The organism is Thioalkalivibrio sp. (assembly GCF_041685615.1).
Classification (GTDB): domain Bacteria; phylum Pseudomonadota; class Gammaproteobacteria; order Ectothiorhodospirales; family Ectothiorhodospiraceae; genus Thioalkalivibrio.
The window spans coordinates 1-7,139 of record NZ_JAWLFK010000030.1 but is presented as its reverse complement, the minus strand read 5'-3'; the positions used below and the strand labels follow the sequence as shown (position 1 = coordinate 7,139).

4 protein-coding genes are annotated in these 7,139 nt (G+C 68.0%); 3 read left to right on the top strand and 1 reads right to left on the bottom strand.

Annotated features, from left to right (window positions below):
- Positions 1-2,072, bottom strand: a 2,072-nt coding sequence (mutS, locus tag ACESLR_RS07555) for a DNA mismatch repair protein MutS (RefSeq protein WP_373066942.1), incomplete at its 3' end; no start/stop codon positions are given.
- 136 nt (positions 2,073-2,208) lie between these two features.
- Here mutS and ACESLR_RS07550 point away from each other — a divergent pair.
- The 3 genes from ACESLR_RS07550 to ACESLR_RS07540 all read left to right on the top strand — a co-directional run bounded on the left by ACESLR_RS07550 (position 2,209) and on the right by ACESLR_RS07540 (position 6,984).
- A complete protein-coding gene (locus ACESLR_RS07550) occupies positions 2,209-2,511 on the top strand; it encodes a PilZ domain-containing protein (RefSeq protein ID WP_373025026.1) in 303 nt (100 codons plus the stop codon).
- A gap of 7 nt (positions 2,512-2,518) precedes the next feature.
- Positions 2,519-3,052, top strand: coding sequence for a CinA family protein (locus tag ACESLR_RS07545; protein WP_373025027.1), 534 nt, complete (start codon positions 2,519-2,521; stop codon positions 3,050-3,052).
- Positions 3,053-3,474: 422 nt separating this feature from the next.
- The gene (locus ACESLR_RS07540) at positions 3,475-6,984 is read left to right on the top strand and encodes a mechanosensitive ion channel domain-containing protein (RefSeq protein ID WP_373066937.1); all 3,510 of its coding nucleotides are present in this window, start codon (positions 3,475-3,477) and stop codon (positions 6,982-6,984) included.
- Positions 6,985-7,139: the final 155 nt, after the last annotated feature.

Genomic DNA, 7,139 nt, shown 5'->3' with positions numbered 1-7,139 from the left:
TTGGCGGCCTCGGTCATCTCCACCATGAACGTGGAGCGCCCGGACGTCAGATCGTCGGAGGCCCCGATGCGAGTGAAGATGCGGTCCACCGGCCCGATCTGCGCGCGCGCCGCCGGCACGAAGCTGCCCATGCTGGCCAGCAGCACGATCAGCGCGGTCTGGCGCATGTAGGTGGACTTGCCGCCCATGTTGGGGCCGGTGATCACCAGCAGGCGGCGCTCTTCGGGCTCCAGCTCGGTGTCGTTGGCGACGAAGGGCGCATCCAGGCCGGCCTCCACGACCGGGTGGCGACCCTGTTCGATGCGGATGCCGGGCGTGTCGACCAGTTCCGGGCAGTGCCAGTCCAGGCGCTTGGCCCGTTCGGCCAGACAGGCCAGGGCATCCAGTTCGGCGAGCGCGTCCGCAATCGCGCGCAGGCGCGGGGCGCGACCCTGGAGCTCGGCGATCAGGCCGTCGAACAGGGCGCGTTCGCGGGCCATGGCCTGCTCGCGGGCGGAGAGGATCTCGTCCTCGAAGCGCTTGAGTTCCTCGGTGGTGTAGCGCTCGGCGTTTTTCAGGGTCTGGCGGCGCATGAAGCGACCAGGCAGCTCCGCCGAGCGCGTGCGCGAGACCTCGATGTAATAGCCGTGTACACGGTTATAGGCGACCTTCAGCGTGGGGATACCCGTGGCCTCGCGCTCGCGCGCCTCGATCTCGCGCAGGAACGAGTCGGCATCGTTCTCCAGTGCCCGCAGACGATCCAGCTCGGCATCGAAGCCGGCGCGGATCATGCCGCCGTCAGTAACGCGCAGCGGGGGCTCCTCGACCAGTGCGGCGGCCAGGGTCGCGCTCAGCTCGTCCTCCGGGGCCAGGGCGTCGTGCAATGCCTGCAGGGACGCCGCGCTGGCGCCCAGCGGGGTCAGGGCCTGGTGCAGGGGTGGCAGGCGCTCGAGGCTCGTCAGCAGGGCGGTCAGGTCGCGTGGCCGGGCGCTGCCGAGGACGATGCGCGACAGGATGCGCTCAACATCCGCACTGCCGGCCAGGGTCTCGCGCAGTGGCGCGGTGACACCCGATTCCAGCAGGGCGGTGATCGAGGTCTGGCGCTCGCGGATGATGGCGCGGTCGCGCAGGGGCTGGTACAGCCACTGCAGCAGCCGCCGCGAACCCATCGCCGAGCGGGTGGTGTCCAGCAGGGCTAGCAGCGACCCATGGCGCTCGCCACCCAGGGTGCGGGTCAGCTCCAGGTTGCGGCGGGTGGCCGGGTCCAGAACCAGCATCTGGCTGCGCAGCTCGTGCGCCAGGCCGGTGATGTGGGCGAGGTCCCCCCGATAGTGGTTCTGGACGTAGGCGAGCAGGGCCCCGGCCGCGGCAATGCCGAGGTCCAGGCCGTCGCAGCCAAAGCCCGAGAGGTCGCGGGTGCCGAAGTGGGAGGTGAGCACGCGCCGGGCGGAGACCCCGTCGAAATGCCAGTCCGCGTGCCGCTGCGGGGCGAAGCCCTCGATCCCCGGGATGGGCGCGGCCTGCTCGGGGATGAGACATTCCACTGGGTCCAGCCGTGCCAGTTCGGCGGCCAGTTCCGTCGCGTCGCGCACCTCCAGCAGGCGGAACTGGCCGGAAGCGAACTCCAGGCTGGCAATCCCGTAGCCCTCCTTGCGGCCCTTGATTGCGGCTGACCCGGCAGGACAAACCGCAACCATGCGGTTGATGCTTCGGGCGTCCAGCAGGGCTTCTTCGGTGACCGTGCCGGGGGTGACGATGCGTACGACCTCACGCTTGACCGGCCCCTTCTGCGCGCCGACCGCGCCGGTCTGCTCGCAGATGGCCACGCTCTCGCCCAACTTCAGCAGGCGCGAGAGATAGCTCTCCAGTGTATGTACCGGGATCCCGGCCATGGGGATTGGCTGCCCGGCGGATTCGCCGCGGCGCGTCAGGGTGATGTCGAGCAGCCCGGCAGCGCGCTCGGCGTCGTCGTAGAACAGCTCGTAGAAGTCGCCCATGCGGTAGAGCAGCAGCGTGTCCGGGTACTCGGCCTTGATGCCGAGATACTGCTGCATCATCGGTGTGTGGGCTGAAAGGGGTTCGGCAGTGCTCATCGGTTCGGCGGCGCTCGATCCGGGCAAACGCGCAGTATACGGATGCTGCGTGATTCTTGGCAGGTGGGTCAGGGTGGCCGTGGTTGTGCCACACTCGTGGCATGGCAATCGATGCGACGCCAGGGAGGAGGGGAGCATGTTCGGCGAAGAGGATCGGCGCGATCACCGACGGATGCAGGTCAATGCCAGGGCGCGGATGACCTGGCGTTCCAGTGGCGAGTCCGTTTCCGTACAACTGGAGGATCTGTCGGCCACGGGCTGTGCGTTTGTGGTCCAGCGCGAGACCGATCCCGGGGTCAACGTGAGCGTGGCCGTGCCGAGCCCGGATGGCCGGCTGGCGGGACTGGAGCGCCAGGGTCGCGTGGTGCGCTGCGACGCCGTTGACGCCGCCGAAGGCGGCGGATGGCGGGTTGCGGTGGCCTTCGATACGGAGGGATGATCGCCTCATGACTCCCGAATCCAGCACCACCCTCCTGAGCCTGCGCGAGGCCGATGCCCCCAGCCTGTCGGCTTTGGTGTACGAACTGGGCGAGCGCCTGATGGCGAAGGGCGAGCGCCTGTGTACCGTGGAATCCTGTACCGGCGGCGGCATTGCCCAGGCGATGACCGACATCCCGGGCAGCTCGCAATGGTTCGAATGCGGCTGGGTGGCGTACTCCAATGCCGCCAAGACTGCCATGGTCGGCGTGCCGGCCGAACTGATCGAGGAATATGGCGCGGTCAGCGAGGCGGTGGCCCGCGCGATGGTCGAGGGCGGCCTGGCCCGGAGTGGCGCGGCGCACGCGCTGTCGGTCACCGGCATCGCCGGACCCGGCGGCGGGACCCCCGAAAAACCGGTTGGCACGGTCTGTTTCGGCTGGCAGACGCGCGGCCAGGTGGCGCGCGTTGAGACGCGACACTTTACCGGCGAGCGCCACGACGTGCGCCTCCAGTCCATGCTCCATGCCCTGGGCGAGCTGCTCGCCCACGAGGCGAGCTGACGCCCCGGGAATACCTCCTTATCCCGGTCTCCCCGGGCAGGCGTTTTCCGCAGCCGGGCACGTTCCATGCCGCCGGGTGGTCACGGCCTGCAGTGGAGAGCAGTCCGGAAAAGACTGCCCGGCCTATTGGAAGCAGCCGCGTCGCCCCGCGGGCTTCAGCAACCCAAGTCCGTCACAGACTTCGCTTTCGCGTCCGGACCTTGCGCCGGACCGTGAGCGGCTGGAACCGTCCGGTATTTCTCGCGTGTGGCCCCTCGCGGCGGGCGTGGCGTTCACGGCGTCCAGGGTGGCGAACAGGCGAAGCGGTGCCACGGGGTATATGTTGGTTGTGTGGACATCACGGGCACCGGCACACAGCTGCAGCATGCCGGGTGCAGCTGCATCGCAGGGTGGGTTCGGGCGGGCGTATGGGCGAGGGAAGGATGAGAGACAACCGCATATCGGGCAAAGGATGCGGGTTCGCCCGGTTGGGGATCCCCGCAGCGGTATTGCTGTTGTGCTTCGCGGCCGGCGGTCCTCTGGCCTGGGCGGACGACGATGCTCCGCCGGAGACGCCGGAGACGCCGGAGACGCCGGAGACGCCGGAGACGCCCGAGGTGGTCAGCGTAAGCCCGGCGGAAGTGGAGGCACTGGAGAGCGATCTCGCAGCCTTTCGTGACCGTCTGCCCGAATTACTGGATGCGGTGGATACGCAGGAGGCGGAGGCTTGGCTGGCGGCCAGTCCGCTCGAGGACCTCAAGCAGCACAGCACCGATGAGGAGCGGGCAGAAACCGAACGGGCCCTGTGGGAGGAGGCCCGGGAATACGAGCAGGCGGGCGTCGAACGGGTGCAGGGGGCGGTCGATCGCGCGGCCACCGCCCGGGAGCTGCCCGAACGCCTGGACGAACTGGAGCGGGCGCTGGAAGGGATTGGCGAATTCCCCCGGGGGCTCGGGGACGAGGTCTCGATCCGGCGCCTGGAAGAGGAACTGGAACGGCTCGGGCGCGACCGCGAACGTCTTGAGACCGAGCTCGATGATCAGCGCGTCCGCTTGTCGCAACTGGAGGAGCAGGACGAGGCCCGAGCCGAGACGCTGGAACGGCTGCGCCGGGAGCGTCAGGAGTTGGAGGAAGAGCCGCTCCCGCTTGCCGAGGAGGGGGACGACTGGGAGGCCGCACGAGAGGCGGTGCGGCAGGCCCGGGGGAGGCGGGCGGATGCCGCCTTGCTGGCCGCCCGGCTGGACGCCGATACCCTGCCACCGCGCATGGAAGCCCTGCGCCTGCTGGTTCGCGGGCTCGAACTGGAGCAGCGCTGGCAGCGCGTCCTGCAGGGGTGGCTGGAGCGACGGCGCACCGAACTTTCCAGCGAGGAACTACAGGAACTTCGCGGCGCGTTGGGTTCGCTGCTGGAACGGGCACCGGAGGCACGGCAGCACTACGAGGCGGAGATTGAGGAACTGCATGCGACATTCGACCACGTCGCCGAGGCCCAGGCACGGATCCGCACACTGCAGCGGGAACTGGATCGCCTGCTCCGTGTGGAACGCGAACTCGAACAATCCCTCGGGAATGTCCGGGAACGGCTGGAGATCAGTGGCCTGACCGAGGCGCTCGGCGGCGTCTTCCTGGAGGAGCAGCGGCGACTGCGTGACCTGGACCAGGTGCGTTTCCAGTTGCGGGATCTGGAGCGCGAGCTGGCGCGATCGCAGTTGCGCACCATCAGCCTTCGCGAGCGCCTGGCGGCCATGCCGGACGACCGCGAGATGGAATGGGAAGCCCCGGTCCGATCCTCGCTGCGCGACCTTCGTCGTCAGGCGCTGAATGTCGAGCTGCACACCGAGGAGGCGCGCACCGAGCAGTTGCGGCAGACCGACCTGCGCCTGCGGTCGGTGGTGGAGCTGGTGGAGGAGCTCGATCGTACCCTGAGCGAAGTACTGCTCTGGTGGCCGAGCCACCCCCCGGTCGGGGCGGCGTGGCTGGAGCGCCTGCCCGCCGCGACCGGTGCGCTGCTCGACCCGGATGCCTGGGCCGACTTGCGCGAGACCTTCCTGCGCGAGACGCTGCACCGCCCGCTGATTATCGGGTTCCTGCTCCTGGCGACGGGATTGCTGTACCTCGCGGGGCGCAACATCCACCGCCATCTGGAACGTCTCGCGGAGGCCACACAGCATCGTTACACCGATCGAATCGGGATCACCCTCAGGGCCCTTGGCTGGAGTGTGCTGCGCGCGCTTCCGGTGCCGTTCCTCTTGCTGTCCGTCGCATTCCAGCTGCATGCGGTGCCGGGAACAGGATTCGGCGTCGAGGTCCTGTCCCGGACCTTGATTACCGTCTCGGTATGGTGGCTCACGGGACACCTGCTGCTGCTCTTCATCGGTCGCAATGGTGTGGGAACCACGCATTTCGGCTGGTCCGAGCCGTTGGTCACCCGCCTGCATCAACACCTGCACTGGTTCCTTCCGGTGCAGACGTTCCTGTTTCTTCTGGTGGCGCTGACCTTCGGGCATCCGAGCGATGCAGTGTTCGATCTCTACGGGCGTGTGGCCTTGCTGGCGGTCATCCTGAACTTCGGCGTGCTGGCGTGGCTGCTCATGGCCCCGAACCCCGCCAGTGGCGAACCACTGATGGACGAGCGCCGACGGCTGCTGCTGCGAGGGGTGGTCGTGATCGGCATGCTGGCCCTGGTCACGCTCGCCCTGGCGGGCTACCTCTATACCGTCGCCGAGCTGTTGAGGCACCTGATCGGTACCGTGGTCGTGCTGATCGTGGTGGGCCTCGGCTATGGGCTGGCGGCCCGCTGGCTGCTGCTGGGCGAGACCCGGCTGGCGCTATTCCGGATCCGTGAACGGCGCGAACAGGAAGGGAACACCGAGGGTGCGAGTGGCGGCGAGGCCAGGGTCGATGTACCCGAGGGGCGACTGAGCATGGAGGACGTGAATGCCCAGAGTCGCACGCTGCTGCGGGTGGCGGCCCTGGGAGGATCCCTGGTGGGGCTGCTGTGGGTGTGGTCGGATATCCTTCCGGCCCTGACCTGGCTGGACGGCATTACGCTCTGGTCGCGGACCATCGAGATCGGCGAGAGCGAGATCACCACCAGCGTCTCGTTGCAGGATCTGCTGCTGGCCACATTCCTGGGGGTGCTGTTCGCGCTGGGCGCGCGCAATCTTCCGGGGCTGGTCGAGATCCTCCTTTCACGCAGCACGCGGATGGATGCCCCGGGGCGCTATACGTTTACGGTGCTGCTGCGCTACCTGATCGCCGTGGTCGTGGTGATCATGGTGTTCTCGCTGCTGGGGTTGCGCTGGAGCGAGGTCCAGTGGCTGGTGGCGGCCTTGACCGTCGGACTGGGTTTCGGTCTGCAAGAGGTCGTGGCGAACTTCGTCGCCGGCCTGATCGTGTTGCTGGAACGCCCGGTGCGGGTGGGCGACACCATCACCGTTGGCGAATACAGCGGGACGGTATCGAAGATCCGGGGCCGTGCGACCACGATCGTCGACTGGGACAACCGCGAGATCGTCGTTCCCAACAAGACATTCATCTCCGACCATCTGATCAACTGGACTCTGAGCGACACCACCACGCGGCTGGTGATCCCGGTGGGGGTCAGCTATGAATCCGATGTCGACCTTGTCCGCGAGACCCTTCTGCAGGTGGCCCGCGACGACCCGCACGTCCTGACGGATCCCGAATCGGTGGTGTATTTCCTCCGGTTTGGCGACAGCGCCCTGCACTTCGAGCTGCGCGTGTTCGTGTGCCAGATGGCGGATCGGCTGGTCACGCTGAGCGGGCTCCACATCGCGATCATCAAGCGCTTTCGCGAACAGGGTATCGAGATCGCTTTTCCGCAGATGGATGTGCATCTGAACAATCGAGGTGCGGACGGAGATCCGGACGCCATTGACCCGCCGGCCTCCGGAAGCACCGCGCCGGGGAGCCCGCCTGCCGGGGGATGACCGCCGGCGTTCGCCGCGATCGAGCACGTCGGGGGCGCCTGGTTTGTTCCTGCCGGATCACGGGTTGGGTCACTCTCCGCCCTGTGGGATACTGCGGCCCCGTATCCGCCCCGGGTTGGGCAACGGGTTGGAAACCATCGCTGCAAGTATCGGGA

Coding starts and splice junctions, on each gene's coding strand:
- ACESLR_RS07550 (WP_373025026.1), top strand. CDS start 2,209: ATGTTCGGCGAAGAGGATCGGCGCGATCACCGACGGATGCAGGTCAAT.
- ACESLR_RS07545 (WP_373025027.1), top strand. CDS start 2,519: ATGACTCCCGAATCCAGCACCACCCTCCTGAGCCTGCGCGAGGCCGAT.
- ACESLR_RS07540 (WP_373066937.1), top strand. CDS start 3,475: ATGAGAGACAACCGCATATCGGGCAAAGGATGCGGGTTCGCCCGGTTG.